This is a genomic window from Kribbella polygonati (assembly GCF_050320105.1).
GTDB lineage: Bacteria > Actinomycetota > Actinomycetes > Propionibacteriales > Kribbellaceae > Kribbella.
The window spans coordinates 2251060-2268708 of record NZ_CP190129.1 but is presented as its reverse complement, the minus strand read 5'-3'; the positions used below and the strand labels follow the sequence as shown (position 1 = coordinate 2268708).

General features: G+C 70.5%; 19 protein-coding genes. 10 read left to right on the top strand and 9 right to left on the bottom strand.

Going from position 1 to position 17649, the window contains the following annotated elements; all coding sequences use genetic code 11:
• Positions 1 to 10: 10 nt before the first annotated feature.
• On the top strand, positions 11 to 772 hold the full coding sequence (locus tag ACQHIV_RS10740) for a DUF1684 domain-containing protein (protein WP_427893340.1): 762 nt from the start codon (positions 11 to 13) through the stop codon (positions 770 to 772).
• Here the strand turns inward: ACQHIV_RS10740 and ACQHIV_RS10735 are convergent.
• Positions 740 to 2893 carry a DEAD/DEAH box helicase gene (locus ACQHIV_RS10735; RefSeq protein ID WP_427893339.1) on the bottom strand — a complete coding sequence of 718 codons (2154 nt, stop codon included), beginning with the start codon at positions 2891 to 2893 and terminating at the stop codon, positions 740 to 742. The two genes, ACQHIV_RS10740 and ACQHIV_RS10735, sit on opposite strands and share 33 nt — an antisense overlap.
• Positions 2894 to 3148: 255 nt before the next feature.
• Between ACQHIV_RS10735 and ACQHIV_RS10730 the strand changes: the two genes are divergently transcribed.
• Positions 3149 to 5485, top strand: coding sequence for a phosphoketolase family protein (locus tag ACQHIV_RS10730; protein WP_427893338.1), 2337 nt, complete (start codon positions 3149 to 3151; stop codon positions 5483 to 5485).
• Here ACQHIV_RS10730 and ACQHIV_RS10725 read toward each other — a convergent pair.
• Positions 5480 to 5953, bottom strand: a complete 474-nt coding sequence (locus ACQHIV_RS10725) for a vitamin K epoxide reductase family protein (protein WP_427893337.1) — start codon at positions 5951 to 5953, stop codon at positions 5480 to 5482. The genes ACQHIV_RS10730 and ACQHIV_RS10725 overlap by 6 nt on opposite strands.
• Positions 5954 to 5956: 3 nt before the next feature.
• Positions 5957 to 6874: a DUF929 family protein gene (locus ACQHIV_RS10720; protein WP_427893336.1), complete on the bottom strand. Its 918-nt coding sequence runs from the start codon at positions 6872 to 6874 to the stop codon at positions 5957 to 5959.
• Between the two features lie 123 nt (positions 6875 to 6997).
• Between ACQHIV_RS10720 and ACQHIV_RS10715 the strand changes: the two genes are divergently transcribed.
• Positions 6998 to 7618 (top strand): SAM-dependent methyltransferase, encoded by a 621-nt coding sequence (locus tag ACQHIV_RS10715; RefSeq protein WP_427893335.1) that lies wholly within the window; start codon positions 6998 to 7000, stop codon positions 7616 to 7618.
• Here ACQHIV_RS10715 and ACQHIV_RS10710 read toward each other — a convergent pair.
• Both ACQHIV_RS10710 and ACQHIV_RS10705 read right to left on the bottom strand, forming a co-directional pair.
• Entirely contained in the window at positions 7593 to 8717 is a 1125-nt protein-coding gene (locus tag ACQHIV_RS10710; RefSeq protein ID WP_427896454.1) for an MFS transporter, read from the bottom strand. The genes ACQHIV_RS10715 and ACQHIV_RS10710 overlap by 26 nt on opposite strands.
• Positions 8718 to 8722: 5 nt before the next feature.
• Positions 8723 to 9274, bottom strand: coding sequence for a Chromate resistance protein ChrB (locus tag ACQHIV_RS10705; protein ID WP_427893334.1), 552 nt, complete (start codon positions 9272 to 9274; stop codon positions 8723 to 8725).
• 102 nt (positions 9275 to 9376) lie between these two features.
• On the opposite strand from ACQHIV_RS10705, the gene ACQHIV_RS10700 reads away from it, so the two are divergent.
• Positions 9377 to 10243 carry an AurF N-oxygenase family protein gene (locus tag ACQHIV_RS10700; protein ID WP_427893333.1) on the top strand — a complete coding sequence of 289 codons (867 nt, stop codon included), beginning with the start codon at positions 9377 to 9379 and terminating at the stop codon, positions 10241 to 10243.
• Positions 10240 to 11478, top strand: coding sequence for an FAD-dependent oxidoreductase (locus tag ACQHIV_RS10695; protein WP_427893332.1), 1239 nt, complete (start codon positions 10240 to 10242; stop codon positions 11476 to 11478). The genes ACQHIV_RS10700 and ACQHIV_RS10695 overlap by 4 nt, the downstream gene beginning before the upstream one ends.
• Here the strand turns inward: ACQHIV_RS10695 and sigJ are convergent.
• Complete coding sequence (gene sigJ / locus ACQHIV_RS10690) at positions 11441 to 12337, bottom strand: RNA polymerase sigma factor SigJ (protein ID WP_427893331.1); 897 nt, start codon at positions 12335 to 12337, stop codon at positions 11441 to 11443. The genes ACQHIV_RS10695 and sigJ overlap by 38 nt on opposite strands.
• Positions 12338 to 12409: 72 nt before the next feature.
• Between sigJ and ACQHIV_RS10685 the strand changes: the two genes are divergently transcribed.
• Positions 12410 to 12847: a YybH family protein gene (locus ACQHIV_RS10685; protein WP_427893330.1), complete on the top strand. Its 438-nt coding sequence runs from the start codon at positions 12410 to 12412 to the stop codon at positions 12845 to 12847.
• Here ACQHIV_RS10685 and ACQHIV_RS10680 read toward each other — a convergent pair.
• On the bottom strand, positions 12837 to 13463 hold the full coding sequence (locus ACQHIV_RS10680) for a class I SAM-dependent methyltransferase (RefSeq protein ID WP_427893329.1): 627 nt from the start codon (positions 13461 to 13463) through the stop codon (positions 12837 to 12839). The two genes, ACQHIV_RS10685 and ACQHIV_RS10680, sit on opposite strands and share 11 nt — an antisense overlap.
• An 86-nt stretch (positions 13464 to 13549) precedes the next feature.
• Here ACQHIV_RS10680 and ACQHIV_RS10675 point away from each other — a divergent pair, with 86 nt between their 5' ends.
• Genes ACQHIV_RS10675 through ACQHIV_RS10660 form a run of 4 tightly spaced genes read left to right on the top strand, consistent with a single transcriptional unit; the run spans position 13550 to position 15933 of the window.
• The gene (locus ACQHIV_RS10675) at positions 13550 to 13951 is read left to right on the top strand and encodes a VOC family protein (RefSeq protein ID WP_427893328.1); all 402 of its coding nucleotides are present in this window, start codon (positions 13550 to 13552) and stop codon (positions 13949 to 13951) included.
• Positions 13952 to 13964: 13 nt separating this feature from the next.
• The gene (locus tag ACQHIV_RS10670; RefSeq protein WP_427893327.1) at positions 13965 to 14309 is read left to right on the top strand and encodes a YciI family protein; all 345 of its coding nucleotides are present in this window, start codon (positions 13965 to 13967) and stop codon (positions 14307 to 14309) included.
• Entirely contained in the window at positions 14306 to 15499 is a 1194-nt protein-coding gene (locus ACQHIV_RS10665) for an RNA polymerase sigma factor (RefSeq protein ID WP_427893326.1), read from the top strand. The genes ACQHIV_RS10670 and ACQHIV_RS10665 overlap by 4 nt, the downstream gene beginning before the upstream one ends.
• Positions 15496 to 15933, top strand: coding sequence for an SRPBCC family protein (locus ACQHIV_RS10660; protein WP_427893325.1), 438 nt, complete (start codon positions 15496 to 15498; stop codon positions 15931 to 15933). The genes ACQHIV_RS10665 and ACQHIV_RS10660 overlap by 4 nt, the downstream gene beginning before the upstream one ends.
• On the opposite strand, the gene lexA is transcribed toward ACQHIV_RS10660, so the two are convergent.
• Together lexA and ACQHIV_RS10650 are read right to left on the bottom strand one after the other, a co-directional pair.
• A complete protein-coding gene (gene lexA, locus ACQHIV_RS10655) occupies positions 15930 to 16583 on the bottom strand; it encodes a transcriptional repressor LexA (protein ID WP_427893324.1) in 654 nt (217 codons plus the stop codon). The genes ACQHIV_RS10660 and lexA overlap by 4 nt on opposite strands.
• 9 nt (positions 16584 to 16592) lie before the next feature.
• On the bottom strand, positions 16593 to 17543 hold the full coding sequence (locus ACQHIV_RS10650) for a LysR family transcriptional regulator (RefSeq protein ID WP_427893323.1): 951 nt from the start codon (positions 17541 to 17543) through the stop codon (positions 16593 to 16595).
• Between the last annotated feature and the right edge of the window lie 106 nt (positions 17544 to 17649).

The following is a 17649-nucleotide window of genomic DNA, read 5'->3' as shown; positions in this document are numbered from 1 at the left end:
AGGAGATCCGATGGACCAGGAGCAAGAGCTGACAGGTGCTGCGGCGGTTTCCGAGCAAGAGCTGACAGGTGCTGCGGTGGTTTCGGGGGAAGGGCTGACAGGTGCTGCGGTGGTTTCGGGGGAAGGGCTGACAGGTGCTGCTGCGCGGTTCGGGGGACCGGCGCTCGCGGTGGCCGACTGGCGCCGGCAGGTGTTCGACCTGTACCGCGCTGTCCGCGCCGACCCAGACCCAGCCAGTGCTCACACCCACTGGCAATCCACCCGCAACACCCTCCTCACCCACCACCCGGCCTCCCCAGTCCCGGGCCAACACCGCGAGACCTATCGCGGAGCACCCGTGGCCCCGTACGACCCGCAGTACCGCTTCGAAGCCACCCTCGACACCGACGTCAAGCCCGACAGCTGGGAGTTCCAGTCGGCCACCGACGGCGTGATCCCGTTCTCCCTCGTCGGCACCCTGCATCTACCGATCGGCGACCTCGACGTCTGGTGGCTCGAGTCCTACGGCGGCGGCCTCTTCATCCCCGTGAAGGACAGGAACAAGCAGACGTACGGCGGCGGCCGCTACCTGATCGACACCGTCAAGGGCGCCGACCTCGGCAGCGACCTGTCCACCGGACGCTTCGTCGTCGACCTGAACTTCGCCTACAACCCGTCGTGCGCCTACAGCCCGGACTGGACCTGCCCACTCGCCCCGGCAACCAACACTCTCGACGTCGAGCTGCCGGTGGGCGAGTTGTCAGGCGGCGTTCTCCAGGGCCCGGGTCAGTAGGGCGGTCAGGGCCTCGAGCTGGAAGTCGGCCGAGGAGCCGACCTCTTCGTCGGAGCCGTCGAGCGCCATCGCGGCCAGGCCGGCCTTGGCGTCGATCAGGTCGGCGACCCGGGTGTCGATGGTCTGCGCGGCGATGATCCGCCACGCGGTGACCGGCTCGTCCTGGCCGATCCGGTGCACCCGGTCGATCGCCTGGGTCTGCTCGGCGTTCGTCCAGGAGAGCTCGGCGAGGACGACGTTCGAGGAGACCTGCAGGTTCAGGCCGACGCCCGCGGTGAGCAGCGAGCAGACCGCGATCGACACCTCGGGATCGTTGACGAAGGCATCGATGTTCTTCTGCCGAGTCCGGGACGTCTGGTCGCCGCGGATCGAGGAGTACTTGATGCCGCGCTCGGCGAACAGCTCCTCGGCGGTGTCCATCACCTCGATGTGCCGGGCGAAGAAGACCACCTTGCCGACGTTCTGCGCGAGCTGTGCCGCGTAGTCCGCGGCGAGCCCGGCCTTCGCCTGACCGATCCGGCGGAACAGGCTGAACACGTTGTCGCCGGTCTTCTTCGCGGCCATCTCGGTCCGCTCCCAGCCGGCCACCTGGCGGACCAGGTCGTGGTCGATACCCTCCACGACGGCACCCGAACGCCGGGTCTCCAGCGCGGTCCGGTAGCGCGCGACCAGGCGGTCGGCGAGCTCCCGTTCGGCGGCCCGGATCGAGCGCCCGAGGGCGCCGTCCAGCTCGACCGGCAGGTCCGCGATCCGGCGGGCCGGGATGTCCGCGGCGACGTCCACCTTGCGGCGCCGGACGATGCCCATGTCGATCACGCTGGCCCGGGCGGCCGCGGCGAACCCGGGGTCGGCCGGGGTCAGGTCGGTGGCGTCGAGCTTCTCCATCAGCTCGGCCCGCGGCGCCTTCTCGTCGACCCAGCCGAGGAACTCCCAGATCGCGGTGAAGTCCTCGATCGAGTTGATCAGCGGCGTACCGGTGAGCGCCATCAGCAGCGGCCGGGTGGTCCGGGAGCGGATCCGGTTGGACAGCTCGAGCACGTTCCGGGAGCGCTGCGACTTCTTGTTCTTGATGAAGTGCGCCTCGTCCACCACCATGCCGCGGAACCCGAGGTCGCCGAGCCAGCCGACATGCCGGTCCAGGACCTCGTAGTTGACCACGACGATGTCGGCGAACCCGTCGATCGAGTCGCCGTCGCCGTGGATCACGGTCGGGGTCTTGCGCGGGGTCCAGAGGCCGGCCTCGCGGGCCCAGTTGGTCTTGACCACGTTCGGTACGACGGCGAGCAGCGGGTAGGCGTTCGCGGCCTGCGCGGCGAGCAGCGCCTGAGCGGTCTTGCCGAGGCCGGGCTCGTCGGCGAGCAGGAACGTCCGGTGCCCCTCCGCGGCGGCGGCAATCAGCCGGGCCTGGTGCGGCATCAGTTCGAGGCCGCGGAGCCGGAGCGCGTCGATCCCGCCGGCCAGCCGCAGCGAGGTCGGGTCCGGCAGCGACATGCTCGCCGTGGCGGCCGCGTGCTCGAACGAGCGCAGCAGCGGCCCGATCAGCTCCCAGCCGCCGAGCCGGCTCGGACCGGCCGGGCGGTTCGGGGCCGCGGAGAAGTCCGGGGCGAGGAACGGGTTGGCGAGCTGCCGGGACACCACGGCCTGCGGCACCACCCGCCGGGTCTGGGTCTCCGGGACGGCCGCCGGCTCGGCCGGCTCCGGCTCCTCGGGAGCCTCCAGGCCGGCCTCCTCGATCATCTGCCGCTTGAGCGCTGCCGCCGCCTCGGAGATCACCGCGTCCTCGGCGAGCAGCACGAGCAGCGACGGCTCCAGCGCGGCGGTCTTGGCCAGGATCGTCGCGATCCCGTCGAGCCGTCGCAACTGCTCGGTGCGGTACGCCTCGGTGGCCGCGGCGTCGCCGTTCACCCGGGCCCGCTCCTCGCGGACCAGCAGAGCGACGACCTGGAACTTCGTCCGGGTCGAGGGCTTGATCGCGGCGCGGGTGACCGCGTTCTCGACCTCGCGGACCGCCTGTGCGAGGACCTGGATCAGACCGTCGGACTCACCGTCGCGGACGCGACGCCGGCGACGGGGTGCGGAACGGGTAGCGCCGGGCTGGCGCTGACCTCGTCGGGCCAACATTTCCTCCTGTGTCGTGCCACGACCGGGCCGTGGCGGAACGCCGGACCGCGCGGGGACCGACCCGCCGACGAGACGCCACCCGGTGTCGTCCAGAGGGTCGCCCAGAGAGTGCCCAGGAACACGGCTTTCAGAATTCACCGCTCCTGTGTGCGCGATCGAGACACCATGCTACCTGCCCCGCCCCGAATGTTGCAGACCGGCACTGGGTATTAGCCGACCGGAAGGCCAGCTCCGGCGAACACGAGGGGTGAGGAAGTGGACCAGATCGACGGCCGGCCGTTGAGCGATCAGGAGTTGCGGGGGATCGACGCGTACTGGCGGGCGGCGAACTACTTGTCCGTAGGGCAGATCTACCTGCTCGCGAATCCGCTGCTCCGGGAGCCGCTGCGGGCCGGGCACATCAAGCCCCGGCTGCTCGGCCATTGGGGTACGACGCCCGGCCTGAATCTGCTGTACGCGCACCTGAACCGGGTGATCCGGCGGCGCGACCGTGACGTACTGTTCGTGACCGGACCGGGACACGGAGGTCCGGCGCTGGTGGCGAACACCTGGCTGGAGGGCAGCTGGACGGCGGCGTACCCGAACACCACCCGCGACGAGGTGGGGATGGCGCGGCTGTTCAAGCAGTTCTCGTTCCCGGGCGGCGTACCGAGTCATGTCGCGGCCGACGTACCGGGGTCGATCAACGAGGGCGGCGAGCTGGGGTACTCGCTGAGTCACGCGTACGGCGCGGCCGCGGACAATCCGGACCTGCTCGTGGCGTGTGTGGTGGGGGACGGGGAGGCCGAGACCGGGCCACTCGCGGCGTCCTGGCACTCGAACAAGTTCCTGAACCCGGTGCGCGACGGCGCCATACTGCCGATCCTGCACCTGAACGGGTACAAGATCGCGAACCCGGCGGTGCTCGCGCGGATCGGTGACGACGAGCTGACGGCGCTGATGCGCGGGTACGGGTACGAGCCGTACCTGGTCGAGGGGTCCGACCCGGCCGAGGTGCACCAGGCCCTCGCGGCGACGCTGGACGTGTGCCTGGACCGGATCGACGAGATCAAGCAGGAGGCGGTCCGGCCGGCGTGGCCGATGATCGTGTTCCGTACGCCGAAGGGCTGGACCGGCCCGCACACCGTCGACGGCGAGCAGGTCGAAGGCACCTGGCGGGCCCACCAGGTCCCGTTGTCCGGGGTCCGCACGAACGAGGACCACCTCCGGCAACTGGAGTCCTGGCTCCGCAGCTACCGCCCCGAGGAGCTCTTCGACGACCACGGTCGCCCGGTACCGGGCCTGCTGGAGCTGGTTCCGCAGCGCCGGATGGGGTCGAGCCCGCACGCGAACGGCGGCGAGCTGAGCCGGGACCTGGAGTTGCCGGCGGTCGAGGAGTACGCCGTACCGGTCAAGGTGCCGGGCGCCGAGGACGGGGAGCCGACCAAGGTGTTCGGCGCGTTCCTGCGCGACGCGTTCCGGCTGAACCCGGACAACCTGCGACTCTTCGGCCCGGACGAGACCGAGTCCAACCGGCTGACCGCCGTGTACGAGGAGACCGGCAAGCGCTGGCTCGCGGACCGCTTCGACACCGACAACCACCTCGCCGCCGACGGGCGGGTGCTGGAGATCCTCAGCGAGCACACCTGCCAGGGCTGGCTCGAGGGGTACCTGCTGACCGGCCGGCACGGGCTGTTCTCGTCGTACGAGGCGTTCGTGCACATCGTCGACTCGATGGTGAACCAGCATGCGAAGTGGCTGAAGACGATCAACCGGCTGGACTGGCGGCGGCGGATCCCGTCGCTGAACTACCTGCTCACCTCGCACGTGTGGCGGCAGGACCACAACGGGTTCTCGCACCAGGACCCGGGGTTCATCGACCACGTGGTGAACAAGAAGGCCGAGGTCGTCCGGGTGTACCTGCCGCCGGACACGAACACGCTGCTGTCCACGATGGACCACTGCCTGCGGACCCGGAACTACATAAACGTCGTTGTCGCGGGCAAGCAACCGCAGCCGAACTGGCTCGGCTGGGAGGCGGCCGCGCTGCACTGCGCGCGCGGCGCCGGGATCTGGGACTTCGCGAGCAACGACGCCGGCGACCCGGACGTGGTGATGGCGTGCGCGGGCGACGTACCGACGCTGGAGACGCTGGCCGCGGTCTCGCTGCTGCGCGAACATCTCCCGGAGCTGCGGATCCGGGTCGTCAACGTGGTCGACCTGATGCGGTTGCAGGACGCGACCGAACATCCGCATGGGCTGCCGGACGCGGAGTACGACGCGCTGTTCACGACCGGCAAGCCGGTGATCTTCGCGTACCACGGCTACCCGTGGCTGATCCATCGCCTGACCTACCGCCGCCGTGGTCACGCGAACCTGCACGTCCGCGGCTACATCGAGGAAGGTACGACGACCACGCCGTTCGACATGGTCGTCCGCAACAACCTCGACCGCTACCACCTGGCGATGGACGTGATCGACCGCGTCCCGTCCCTCGGCACCCGCGCCGCTGCCGCCCGCCAGCACTTCGCCGACCAGCGCACGCGGCACCACGCGTACGTCACGCGGTACGGCGAGGACCTCCCCGAGGTCCGCGACTGGAGGTGGTCATGACGCGGGTGGCAGGAGGGCCAGGCGGACGATGACCAGGCCGAACAGGACCAGGGTGAGGGCGTGGACGACGGTGCACCACAGGCAGATCGCGTTGATCTGGAAGAGCTCGGCCCAGATCAGGTAGCAGACGAAGACCACGCCGGTGAGTACGCCGACGAGCCGCAGCCGGCCGGGCCACGGGGACGGCGTACGCCACATCGGGGGGATCGACAGCGCGGTCATGCCGACGAAGAACAGCAGGCCGAGGAGTGCGACCGGGATGCCGAAGACCTTCGAGTACTGGCTGCTGGTGACCTTGGCGCAGTTGACCACGCCGGTGTCCGGGCAGGCCAGCGTCGTACCGGCGGTGAAGTGCTCGTAGGTCAGGTACGCCGCCACGGCCAGCCCGGCGATCGAGACCGCCAGCGTGGCCCACGGGATCACGCCCAGCGAGGTACGCGACGAGGACCGCTCTGTCGTACCGGTCATCGGTCAGCCCTTCGCAGCGCCGAGCTTGCCGGCGGCGCCGGTGACGGCCGCGCTCGTGCACAGGTTCGACGGCTGGTTGTTGGTGATCTTGCAGATCGCCGCCGTGTACACGTTGGCCGAGCCGATGACCGCCTTGGTGATCGGGCTCGCCGGGTCCTTCAGCGCGTCGACGATCTGCGCCTGGGTCTTGCCGGCCAGCACGTCGGGGGAGTACGTCGCCCCGGAGCCGATGAACTTGTTGCCGATGTCGATGAACGGGATCGACCCGGCGCTGTCCTTGGCGACGTACGGCACGTTGTCGTACTTCTGCAGCGTCGCCTGGTCCTCGGCGGTCGGGGTGTCGAGCGGCTTGTAGCTGTTGCCCTCGACCTCGTTGGTCGTGGTCTCGACGCCGGTGAAGGACAGGTACTGGCTCGTGTACGTCGAGCCGTGGAACGACAGCGACGGCGTGTTCGGATGCACGTCCGCGGAGGCGGAGTGCGTCGTACCGAGGTCCTTGAAGGTGCCGAAGCGGGACAGCGCGACCACGACCGGCCAGCGCTCGGCGGCGCAGAACGGGCAGTACTCGGCGCCGATGTAGAGCACCTTCGGCTTGCCGTTCGCGGTCAGGGCCGGCTGGTCGTTGATCGCCGACGGAGCCGTCGTCACGCCGGAGCTGCCGACGGTGGAGAACGTGGAGTCCGGCACCGAGCCGAGCGCGGTGACCAGGGCCGGGTCGAGCGCGCCGCTCGGCCCCTGCGCGGTCTTCTTGCCGCCGCCGACCAGCCGGATCGTGATCAGCCCGCCGACGATCACCACGACCAGAACGACCGCACCCACCGCGAGCAGAAGCCGCCGGCGCTGCTCGGCCCGCCGTTGGGCGGCCTGCTGCGCGGCGATCCGCTCACGGGCCGCAGCCTTCTGTTCGACACGCCTTGCCATGACTCTCCTCTGATCGCGCACGGGCTCCGGAAGAACAACTATCCATCGGGCCCGGAAGTTCCTGCCTGTCGGTCACTGTGAGGTTACAGATCATCGGACCCACCCGGGCCGTAGGGTGCGCACGTGGACTGGCGCACCTGGCATCAGCGGTACGACGACCCCGGATCCGATCTCGCGCAGCGGTTGCTGACCGTTCAGGCGCAGGTGCGCGCCGCGCTCGATCGGGCGCCGGCCGGGCCGATCCCCGTGATCAGCCTGTGCGCGGGACAGGGCCGCGACCTGCTCGGCGTACTGCGGGATCATCCGCGGGCCGCCGACGTACGGGCGCGGCTGGTCGAGCTGGATCCGGAGTTGGCCGCCGATGCGCGGGACCAGGCGCCGGAGGGGGTCGAGGTGGTCACCGGTGACGCATCGCTGACCGAGCACTACGACGGGTTCGTGCCGGCCGAGCTGGTCCTGCTCACCGGGATCTTCGGCAACATCACGAACGCCGACATCCGGCGGACGATCGCGGGCAGCCGGCAGTTCTGCCGGACCGGGGCGACGGTGATCTGGACCCGGCACCGCGGCGAGCCGGACCTGGTGCCGTCGATCTGCGACTGGTTCGAGACGAGCGGTTTCGAGCGGGTGTGGGTGTCGGACAAGGAAGCCGGCTTCGGCGTCGGTGTGCACCGGTTCGCCGGCGTGCCTGAACCTCTGGTGAAGGGTGAGAGCCTGTTCAGCTTCGTGCCGGGCGGAGGATGAGCAGCCCGACCGCGAGCAGCACCGCGAGTACGACGTACCCGGCGTCGAGGACGGCGATCGACGCGACCGCGGCGACGAGCAGCGGGCCGCCCGCGTCGCCGAGCTCCCGGCCCAGTTCGGCCGTGCCCATCGTCTGACCCATCCGCTCCGGCGGTGTACTCGCCGCGAGGGCGGCGAATCCGAGCGGGGTGATCACACCCGTCCCGGCACCGATCAGCGCGGCCGCGACGAGGAGGAACACCACCCCGGGCAGCGCCGCACAGACGAAGCCCGCAGCGGCCAGGCCGAGGCCGATCGCGATGCCGGTCCGCGTGGTCAGCCTGCCTGCGTCCAGCGCCCGGCCCGACCGCGGCTGGACCACGGCGGCCGTTGCCGCGAGTAAGGAAACGGCTGCGCCGGTGGCGATCGTCCCGAGGCCGTCCGACGCGCCCGTGACCGGCAGGAACCCGACACCGACCGACAACGCCGCCGTCGCCGCGGCCAGCGCGGTAGTCGGCCGCAGGAACGCCGGGTCGGTGATCCGCCGGGCGAGATCGAACACGGTCTGCCGGGTCCGCGGCAACGGCGGTACGACGGGTACGACGACCAGCGCCCACACGGCGACCGCCACCGCGAGGACCGTCATCACGCCGAACAGCAGGCGGAATCCGCCGAGCCAGACGACTCCGCCGCCGAGCAGCGGGCCGGCCGTGTAGCCGAGGCTCTTGTAGAAGCCGTAGCTGCCGAACGCCCGCCCGTGCTTCGCCGACGGGTTCAGCCGGGCGACGAGCGCGGAGGCGGCGGGGGAGAAGGCCGAGGCCGCGGCTCCTTGGCCGAGGCGGGCGACCCACAGCCAGCCGGGCCGGTCCGCGACCACATAGGTGCCGGAGGCAACGGCGAAGCCGAGCAGCCCGAACAGCAGAACCGGCCGGGCGCCGATCCGGTCCGAGATCGTGCCGAAGACCGGTTTCAGCAGCACCTCGGCGCCGTCGTACAGCGCGAGCAGGATGCCGAGCGTCATCAGTGACTTCACCGCGTCGGACGACAGTCCACCGAGGTTCGCCGCGATCGCGTGCGCGCCGAACGCGGTGGTGAAGCCGGCGGCGTACAGCGGCCACATCTTCTTCACTGTGCATCACCGGGGAGCTGGTGCAGGGCGCGGAACACGAGTTCGGCGTACTCCTCGCAGCAGGCGGCGCAGTCCTTGAGCCGGGCGGTGGCCTCGGCGGCTTCCGGCGTACCGAAGACGTCGCGGCTGGTGAGGTCGCGGTGCCAGCGGCGCAGGCGTTCGAGGCTCTGCTCCTCCTCCTCGAGCTCGGCCAGCGTGAACTTCTCGATCCGGATCTCCTTGGCGATCTCGTCCTCGAACTTGCGGCAGTCCGCCAGGAACTCGGTCCAGTCCGCCCGCCGGGCCTCGTCGTACAGCCCGCGCAGCCGGGCGCCGTCGGCCGCGTCCTTCCCGGCCGCCTCGAGCATCGTCACCTCGCCCTCGGCGCGCGCGACCAGCTCGGCCGTCCGCTGGACGGCGGCCTCGAAGACCGGGAGCTCGGGGACCGCCCAGACGCCCTGCCCGAGGGACAGCGCGCCGGCCTTCCGCAGCTCGCGCCACACCGCCACGCGGTGCCGCGAGGGCTCCACCGGGATCCGTACCAGCAAGACCAGCCATCGATCCGTCACAGGCGACACTGTAGCGCGCGTTACATCGGCGCGCATCTCGACAGGAGCGTGAACCATCAGTTATGTTACATAGACGATGTCATGTCGCCCCGGAGGTGTGCGATGGACCAGACCGCTGAACGGTTGCTGGGGTCGGCGAGCCGGCTGTCCCGCGACCCCGAGACCGAGATCGACTGGGACGCCCCGGTCGGCGACGCGTACGGGATGTCGCCGGAGTGGAGCACGCTGTACGGCACGCCGTACTGGGACGAGCTGACCGAGGCGCAGCAGCGCGAGCTGACCCGGCACGAGTCGGCGTCGACGGCGACGACCGGGATCTGGTTCGAGATGATCCTGCAGCAGCTGATCCTGCGCGACATCTACGACAAGCCCGCGCGCAGCCCTGAGTTCCAGTGGGCGCTGACCGAGATCGCGGACGAGTGCCGGCACTCGATCATGTTCGCGAAGGCGTCCGGCCGGCTGGTGGACCCGGCGTACCGGCCGCGGCTGCTGGCGCGTGAGCTCGGGCGGATGTTCAAGACCGTCGCGACCGGCGAGTCGGCGTACGCCGCGATCCTGGTCGCCGAGGAGGTCCTGGACGTGATGCAGCGGGACTGGATGCGGGACAACCGGGTCGAGCCACTGGTGCGGACCGTGAACCACATCCACGTGGTCGAGGAGTCGCGGCACATGGTGTTCGCACGCGAGGAGACGCGCGAGCGGCTGGCGAACGCGGGCCGTGGGCGGCGGTGGGTGAGTGCGCTGGTGATCGCGATCGCGGCCGACATGATCGTGTCGAGCATGGTCGGGCGCGAGGTGTACGTGAACGCCGGGCTGGACGCCGACCGGGCCGTGCGCGAGGCGCGGCAGAACGAGCATCACCGGTCGCTGCTGCGGACCAGCTGCGCGAACCTGATGGACTTCCTCGGCTCGGTCGGGCTGCTGACACCGGCCGCGTCCCGGGTGTATCGGCGGACCGGACTGCTGTGAGCTACGCGATCTCGGGGGATTGCTGCTCGGATGCGAGCTGCGTCGCGGTCTGCCCGATGAACAGCATCCATCCGTCGCCGGGTGAGCCGGGGTTCGGGACCGGGGCGAGTCTGTTCGTCGATCCGCGGACCTGTATCGACTGCGGTGCGTGCGCCGACATCTGCCCGGTCGACGCGGCGAAGCCGGCCGACGAGTCGCTGCCGGAGGACGTGCAGCGGAACGCGGCGTACTTCGCGGATCGGGAGCCGCTGGAGGCGACGGACCTGGACACCTGGGAGCCGGTGTCCTACCAGGTGTGGGGCGGCGGTCCGCGCCGGGTGCTGGTGGTGGGAGCCGGGCCGGCGGGGATGTACGCGACGCGCGAGTTGTTGCTGCGGACGACGGCTGACATCACTGTCGTGGATCGGAGCGAGCACCTCGGTGGGTTGGTGCGGTTCGGGGTCGCGCCGGATCACCCGCAGACGAAACAGATCATCGACAACTTCGAGCGGCTGATCCGCCATCCGCGCGTCCACTGGCGTCCGGGAACGGACGCGGCCGCGCTGCCGAGCGACGGGTTCGATGCCGTCGTGCATGCGGTGGGGGCCTGGAGCAGCCGGCGGCTCGGGATCGACGGTGAGGACGCGGCCTGTACGGCGGAGGACTTTGTTGCCTGGTACAACGGGCGACCGGGCGCGACGCCGCCACCCGCGCTGGCCGGACCGCGGGCGGTTGTCGTCGGCAACGGGAACGTGGCGATCGACATCGCCCGGGTGCTGCTGAGCGACCGCACGATGGACGTGCCGCCCGAGGTACGGCGTACGCTCGCGGCCAGCGGGATCAAGGAGGTCGTGCTGCTCGGCCGCCGCGGTCCGGACGAGGCGGCGTACACCGAACCGGCCCTGCAGGAACTGCTCGCGGTCGCGGGGGACCGGGTCGAGCTCCGGTACCACGCCCGGCCGACCGCCTGGACGTCCGCCGCGTTGACCCTCGACACCGGCGAGGTCATTGCCGCAGGCAACCTATTCACCGCGATCGGGTTCGAGGGCCGGCCGGTCGACGGGCTGCCGTTCGACGCCGGCCGGGGGATCGTGCCGAACGTCCGCGGCGCCGTCGTCGACCGGCCGGGGCACTACGTGGCGGGCTGGATCAAACGGGGCGCGCGCGGCGGGATCGGCGTCAACAAGGCGTGTGCGCAGGAGACCGTGATGACGCTGGTCAGTGCATCCAGGGACGCAGCTTCTCCGGGTTCCTGACCGTCCAGATGTTCGTGATCAGGTCGCCCGCGAAGTCGAACGCGAGCACGGTCTCGACCGTGCCCTCGAACTCGATGACCAGGCCGGGCTGACCGTTGACCAGCCGCTCGACGATCGTCCGGCCGTGCCGGACGACCGGCAGCTGGGTGAAGCGCTGCGCGACCTGGGTCCCGCCATGGATCGGATCGAGGAACGCGCTGACCAGGCCGCCACCGTCGGCGACCGCGGTGGCGTCCGGGTCGAGCAGGTTGACGATCGCCTGGATGTCGGTGGCCTCCCAGGCCGCCTTGAACGCCCGGACCAGCTCCGCCTTCCGCGCCGACGGGGGAGTCGGGGACTGGGACGCGCGGATCCGGCGACGGGCCGACGAGGCGAGCTGCCGGCAGGCCGCGGGCGTCCGGCCGACGATCTCGGCGACCTCCGGGAACGGGTACCGGAACACGTCGTGCAGGATGAACGAGACCCGCTCGGCGGGCGTCATCGCGTCCAGCACGACCAGGAACGCCATGTTCACCGACTCGTCCAGCGTGACCCGGTCCGCCGGATCGGCCGGGCCGTCGACGTCGTCGGGCAGCGGCTCGGGGATCCACTCGCCGACGTACCGCTCGCGCCGGGCCCGTGCGGAGCGCAGTTGGTCGAGGCAGATCCGGCTCGCGACCCTGGTGAGCCACGCGGCCGGGTTCTCGATCGCGTGCCGCTCGTCCAGGGTCATCGCGTACCACCGGGCGTAGGTCTCCTGCACCACGTCCTCGGCGTCGGCCAGCGACCCGAGCAGGCGGTACGCCAGGTTGATCAGCTGGCGCCGCTCGCTCATGATCGCGTCCAGGCCGGGCTCGGCCATGTCGGTCCTCTCGCTCATACCCGGTACGACGAAACGGCTCGCGCAAGTGTGAGGTCTGACATTACGCGGACCTGTCCCGTCGTACCGGGTATGACGAACAACGCGAAGTCAGAGCTGGAGATCCGGGAGCGGATCGAGACGTTGCTGGAGGGGATCCGGAGCGGGGACCTGGGTGCGCTGAAGACGATCTTCGCGCCGAACCTGGTCTCGTTCGACGTCGAGGCGCCGCTGCGGCACCTCGGCGCGGAGACGAAGCTGCAGAACTGGGAGAAGGTGTTCACGGTCTACCGGCCGCCGCTCGGCTACGAGGTCCGCGACCTGACCGTGCTGGTCGACGGCGACCTCGCGGTGACGTACGCCGTCAACCGCATCAGCGGCACGCTCGTGAACGGTGCCGAGGCCGGCATGTGGGTGCGCTGGACCGCGGCCTGGCAACGGATCGACGGCGACTGGAAGATCGTTCACGACCAGGCCTCGGTCCCGATGTACTTCCCGGAGGGCCGCGCCGCGACCGACCTCACCCCGTGAGCCGGGCGCGGCCCAGGATGTGCGGCCCGGCCGGGGTCACCCGGTCGGGCGGGAACTGGAAGCGGTCCAGGTCCTCGATGGCGAAACCGGCGGCCGTGATCGCGGCCGCCGTGTCGCGGTGGGTGTGGCAGCCGCCGACGAACAGCGGCCACAGGGTGGCGTCGGCGATCCGCTGGACGGTGGCGAGGCGGCCGGGTTCGGCGGCGACGTGTTCGTAGAACCTGAGCTCGCCGCCGGGGCGTAGTACCCGCCGGGCCTCGGCGAGGGCGATCTGCTGGTCGGGGACCGAGCAGAGGACCAGCGACACCACGACCACGTCGGCCGAGGCGTCGGCGGCCGGCAGGTGGTCCGCCGTACCCTCGACGACCTCGACCGGGACCGCCGCGGCCGACGCCTGCTGGCGGGCCTGGGCGCGGAGGAAGGGCTCGGGTTCCACGGCGAGGACGTGAGTGACCTCTGGCGGGTAGTGCGCGAAGTTGCCGCCGTCGCCGGCGCCGACCTCGATCACCCGGCCGGCCGTCCCCGCGAGCAGCCGGCGACGGTGTTCGGCCGCACCGGCCTGGTCGAGCGTGGGCCGGACCCGGGCGTACATCCGGGCGAACAACGGTCGGTTCATGGACCCACCCTGTCAGAGTGTCGGATCCCGGGGTACGCCGATCGTCTGCTGGGTGAGAGTTGTTCGTTCAGCAGAGGAGAAGTGCCGTGGCTACCCCGATCAACACCGTGAAGATCATCGACGTCGTCGTCTCCGACCTCGGCGCCGCGATCGAGTTCTACGCCCGGCTCGGGCTCACGTTCGAGCGCGACCAGTACATGCCGGACGACCACGCCGGCTGCGACCTGCCGAACGGGTTGCACCTGATGCTCGACACCGACGAGTCGCGCGCCAAGATCACCGCGAACTGGACGCCGCCGGCGACGAGCCGGGCGTTCCTGACCTTCGAGTACGGCACGCCGGCCGAGGTGGACTCGACGTACGCCGAACTCGTCGCCGCCGGCGTGACCAGCCTGCAGGAGCCGTACGACGCGCCGTGGGGGATGCGTTACGCGACCGTCGCCGATCCGTCCGGAAACGGTGTCGACCTCTACGCCACACTGGCCTGAAGGAGGTGTGCGGGTGAAGTACGTGCTGATGTTCATCGAGACCGAGCAGTTCGCGAAGGACTTCGAGGCGCTGAGCCCGGCCGAGAAGGAGGAGGCGTACCGGCGGGTGTACCAGTGGTTCGACGACCACGCGGACAAGATCACCAGCCGGGGCAGCAAGCTCCAGGGCCGGGAGACCGCGACGACGGTGCGGCTGGACGGCGCGACGCTGACCACCGACGGGCCGTTCATCGAGGGCAAGGAGGTGGTGTCCGGGTTCACCGAGATCGACGTCGAGGACCTGGACGAAGCCCTCCGGATGGTGAAGACGTGGCCCGCCTGCCCGGTGATCGAGATCCGTCCGGTCGCGGAGATGTGACCGGACAGGACGAGCTGGCCCGCGTGGTGCGTGATCACGCGGGTCGGCTGGCGGGTGGGCTGGTGTCGTTGCTGGGCGACTTCGCCGCGGCCGAGGACCTGGTCCAGGACGCGGTCGAGGTCGCGCTGCGGCGGTGGCCGGTCGAGGGGATCCCGGCGCGGCCGGACGCCTGGCTGTTCACGGTCGCGAAGCGGCGCGGCCTCGACGTACTGCGGCGGCAGGAGAACTACCGGGCCAAGCTGGCGCTGCTGCAGGAACCGGAACAGCCGCCGCCGGACGACAGGCTCCGGCTGATCTTCATCTGCTGCCACCCGGCGCTCGCCCGCGAGGCGCAGGTCGCGCTCACGCTGCGGGTCGTGTGCGGGCTGACGACCGCACAGATCGCGGCGGCGTTCCTCGCGTCCGAGTCGGCCGTGGCGCAGCGGATCACCCGGGCGAAGCGCAAGATCACCGACGCGGGCATCCCGTACCGGATCCCGCGCGACGACGAGCTGCCCGAGCGGCTGACCGAGGTACTGACCGTCATCTACCTGCTCTTCAACGAGGGCTACCTGTCGAGTACGGCGGAACGCGCCCACTCGCGCGACCTCGTCGACGACGCGGAGTGGCTGACCGCACTGCTGCACGGCCTGCTCCCGAACGAACCCGAGGTGGCCGGCCTTCTCGCCCTGATCCGCCTGCACCGCGCCCGTACGGCGGCCCGCTTCACGCCGAACCTTGTCCTGCTCGCGGACCAGGACCGCTCGCTCTGGGACCACACCGCGATCACCGAAGCCACCGGCCTGCTCACCCGCACCGCCCGCCGCCACCGCGCACCCGGCCCGTACCAACTGCAGGCCGCGATCGCCGCCTGCCACAGCGAGGCGGCGAGCTGGGACGCCACCGACTGGCCGCAGATCCTCGTCCTCTACGACATGTTGCTGACCCTGCAGCCGAGCCCGGTCACGTGCCTGCACCGCACGATCGCCCTGTCGTACGTCGAGGACTCGGCCACCGCGCTCAAAGAGCTCGACACACTGGGCGCGGACCTCGACACCTACCCGCTCTTCCACGCGACACGCGCCCAGTTCCTCCGCGACCTGGACCGCCCAGCCGAGGCCCACGCGGCCGACGAACGCGCCGCCCGACTCACCACCAACCCAGCGCAGCTGGACCTGCTCCATGAACGCCTGGAGGGAGAACCGAGATGACAACGATCGTGACCAAGGTCGAGGTCGAGCGGACCGCGGACGAGGTGTTCGCCTACGTCACCGACCCGAACCACTTCCCCGAATGGCAGGCCGGCGTCACCGGCGGCCACCTGGAAGGCGGCGAGCCGGTTGTCGGGGCGAAGTGCCTGACCACCCGCAGGATCGGCGGCCGGGAACGCGACGTGACGTCGCGGCTGACCGTTTTCGACCCGCCGCGCTCCTGGGCGGTCCGCGGCGAGGACGGCCCGATCCGCGCGACCGTGAACGTCACCGTCGAGCCGATCGCCGGCCGGGACGCGAGCACGCTGACGATCGACCTCGACTTCGAGGGGCACGGCATCGGCAAGGTCCTGGTCCCGCTGATCGTCGTACCGCAGTCCCGCAAGGAGATGCCGGCCAATCTCGCCCGGCTCAAGACCAATCTGGAGAGTTAGACGCTGCGCAGTACCGACACGACGACGCCGAGCACGGTCGCGTTGTCGCCGTCGATCACTTCGTACGCCGGGTTCCGCGGCTCCAGGTACACGTGGCCGTTGCGGCGCCGGTACACCTTGACGGTCGCCTCCTCGTCGATCATCGCGGCGACGATCTGCCCGGAGTGCGCCTCGGCCTGCTGGCGGACCACGACGATGTCGCCGTCGCAGATCGCCGCGTCGATCATCGACTCGCCGCGCACCCGCAGCCCGAACACGGTGCCGCGCCCGGTCAGCCCGCGGGGGAGTTGCAGTACGTCGTCCACGTGCTCGACGGCCGAGATCGGCGTACCGGCGGCGATGTCGCCGACGACCGGGACCGGAACGTTCTGATCGCTCACCGACTGGGTAGCGGTCTCCTGCAGGAACATCCGCACGTCGATCGGCCGCGAGACCGACGGGCTGCGCCGCAGGAACCCCTTGTCCTCGAGCGCGGCCAGATGCTTCGACACCGACGACGAGGACTTCAGACCGACCGCGTCGCCGATCTGCCGGCTGCTCGGCGGGTACCCGTGCCGCGTCACCCAGTCCCGGATCACCACCAGGATCCGCTGCTGCCGCTCCGGGAGCGCGCCGGTGTCGAGGTCGCCGAACAGGTCGAGATCAGTCACCGCGAAATCCTAGAGGCGATCCGCCCGCCGATCGGACACCGACCCGCGCAGCCGCTCAGGCAACCACAGATCGTCGACGTCCGGCTGCGACTGCCCGCGGACGTGCTCGATGAGCTTGGCGAGATCCGGGTGCCGGTTCGAGCTCAGCCAGATCAGCGACCACGGATAGACCGGCGTCGGGTCCACCACCCGCAGCCGCCGCACGCCGCGCGGCCACGGGCCGACCTCGCGGGTCCGCTCGCCCCAGAACGTGATCACCGACTTCGACTCGGCGATCGTCCCGATGAGGTCCTCGAAGCCGAAGTTCGGCCCGGTCGAGTCGATCGTCAGCCCGAACGCGGCGGACAGTTCCTGGTAGAACGCACCCCACTCGCTGCCGTCGATGATCCCCGGGATCCAGAACGTGTACCGGCGCAGCTCGTCCACCGGCACCGCGGTCCGGTGCGCGAGCGGATGCCCGGCGCCGACGATCACCTCGTGCGGCTCGAGGTACGCGAGCGTGCTCTCGACCCCGGCCGGCAGCGGCTCCGGGTGGTACGCGAACGTCGCGTCGATCTCGCCCGACTGCAGGGCGGGCAGTGACGCGCCCAGACCACGCAGTACGAGCGTCTTCAGCGCGACGTCCGGGTGCCGCTGGTGGAAGTCCAGCATCAGTACACCGGGCAGCACCCGCGAGCCGAGGATGTCGACGCGCAACGGCCGTGCCTCGTGCTGGACGGACTCCACCGCGTGCCGGGCGGCGATCAGTACGGCGTGGGCGTGCGGCAGGAAGGTCCGTCCGGCCGCGGTCAACGTCGCGCCGGTGGGGACCCGGTCGAACAGCGCGACGCCGAGCGAGGACTCGAGTGCCGCGATCCGTTTCGACACCGCCTGCTGGCTCAGCCGGAGCCGGTCGGCGGCGTACCGGAACTGGCCCTCCTCGGCAACGGCGACGAACGCGCGCAGGCTGTCGAGATTCACGCGACCAGACAGTACAACCGACGGTTGTCGAGGCGGTCGACGGGTTGTTTGATCGACGCTGCGATCGACGCCTTGGATGAGGGCCACAGACAACAGACAGTTGTGG

Excerpts from the sequence above, each read along its gene's own strand:
- ACQHIV_RS10740 (WP_427893340.1), top strand. The coding sequence starts at position 11 with ATGGACCAGGAGCAAGAGCTGACAGGTGCTGCGGCGGTTTCCGAGCAA.
- ACQHIV_RS10735 (WP_427893339.1), bottom strand. The coding sequence starts at position 2,893 with ATGTTGGCCCGACGAGGTCAGCGCCAGCCCGGCGCTACCCGTTCCGCA.
- ACQHIV_RS10725 (WP_427893337.1), bottom strand. The coding sequence starts at position 5,953 with ATGACCGGTACGACAGAGCGGTCCTCGTCGCGTACCTCGCTGGGCGTG.
- ACQHIV_RS10720 (WP_427893336.1), bottom strand. The coding sequence starts at position 6,874 with ATGGCAAGGCGTGTCGAACAGAAGGCTGCGGCCCGTGAGCGGATCGCC.
- ACQHIV_RS10710 (WP_427896454.1), bottom strand. The coding sequence starts at position 8,717 with ATGTGGCCGCTGTACGCCGCCGGCTTCACCACCGCGTTCGGCGCGCAC.
- ACQHIV_RS10700 (WP_427893333.1), top strand. The coding sequence starts at position 9,377 with ATGGACCAGACCGCTGAACGGTTGCTGGGGTCGGCGAGCCGGCTGTCC.
- sigJ (WP_427893331.1), bottom strand. The coding sequence starts at position 12,337 with ATGAGCGAGAGGACCGACATGGCCGAGCCCGGCCTGGACGCGATCATG.
- ACQHIV_RS10685 (WP_427893330.1), top strand. The coding sequence starts at position 12,410 with ATGACGAACAACGCGAAGTCAGAGCTGGAGATCCGGGAGCGGATCGAG.
- ACQHIV_RS10680 (WP_427893329.1), bottom strand. The coding sequence starts at position 13,463 with ATGAACCGACCGTTGTTCGCCCGGATGTACGCCCGGGTCCGGCCCACG.
- ACQHIV_RS10660 (WP_427893325.1), top strand. The coding sequence starts at position 15,496 with ATGACAACGATCGTGACCAAGGTCGAGGTCGAGCGGACCGCGGACGAG.